Origin of the sequence: Bacillus sp. AF62 (assembly GCF_050312695.1) — a bacterium.
Lineage (GTDB): Bacteria > Bacillota > Bacilli > Bacillales > Bacillaceae_G > Bacillus_A > Bacillus_A cereus.
In genome coordinates this window covers 1-899 of sequence record NZ_JBNPJZ010000209.1, presented here as the reverse complement: position 1 = coordinate 899, position 899 = coordinate 1, and the positions used below count along the sequence as shown (strand labels likewise).

The window sequence follows — 899 nt, the reverse complement described above, 5'->3', positions numbered from 1 at the left end:
ACTTGTATAATTATGTATCATAGAAAATATCCTTTTTTGTACAGATTATACCATAGATTCTAAACAGGTTCTAAGAATCCACCAACAACAGGGCTTAAACCTAATAAAACACTTTGGCGTGATACTAGTAATGGTAAGCCTGGTATTTTAAAACTGTGGAAGGATGGTATTTGGGACCCTGTTGTACCCGATATTGAATCAGTAAAAAATGAGGTTGCTGGTCAATTTAACGAAGTCAAAGAAACACTTCAAGGCTTTTCGCGTACCGTTACGGATTTAAAAAATGAACAAGGTACCATGGATAAAAAAGTTACATCCATAGAACAAACAGCAACTGGATTATCTTCCACAGTGAGCAATTTAAATAATGTCGTATCAGATCAAGGAAAAAAGCTTACTGAAGCAAATGCAAAACTTGAACAACAGGCAACAGCAATCCATGCAAAAGTTGAACTGAAACAAGTAGAGGATTATGTTGCCGGGTTTAAGATTCCAGAGTTGAAGCAGATAGTTAATCAAAATAAACAAGATGTATTAGATGAATTAGCTAATAAACTTGCAACGGAGCAATTTAATCAAAAAATGACTTTGATTGATAACCGCTTTACTATTAATGAACTGGGTATCAATGCTTCGGCCAAAAAGACAGAGGTATATACAAAAGAGCAAGCAAATGGACAATTTGCAAAAGATTCTTATGTAAGAGATATGGAAACCCGTCTTCAATTAACTGAAAAGGGCGTTAGTATATCTGTAAAAGAAAATGATGTAATCGCAGCATTCAATATGAGTAAAGAAAACATTACGTTGAATGCGAACAGGATTAACTTAAAAGGTTTTATTACAGCGAGTCATATTAAAGGACAAGTGTTAGAAGGAGTAACACTTAAAACGAGTGG

The 899-nt window shown here is 34.3% G+C and carries 1 pseudogene; it reads left to right on the top strand.

Features of this window, described 5'->3' with window-relative positions:
* Nucleotides 1–264: 264 nt before the first annotated feature.
* A pseudogene (locus tag ACQRBL_RS32315) lies at nucleotides 265–899 on the top strand (phage tail spike protein); the annotation flags it as partial.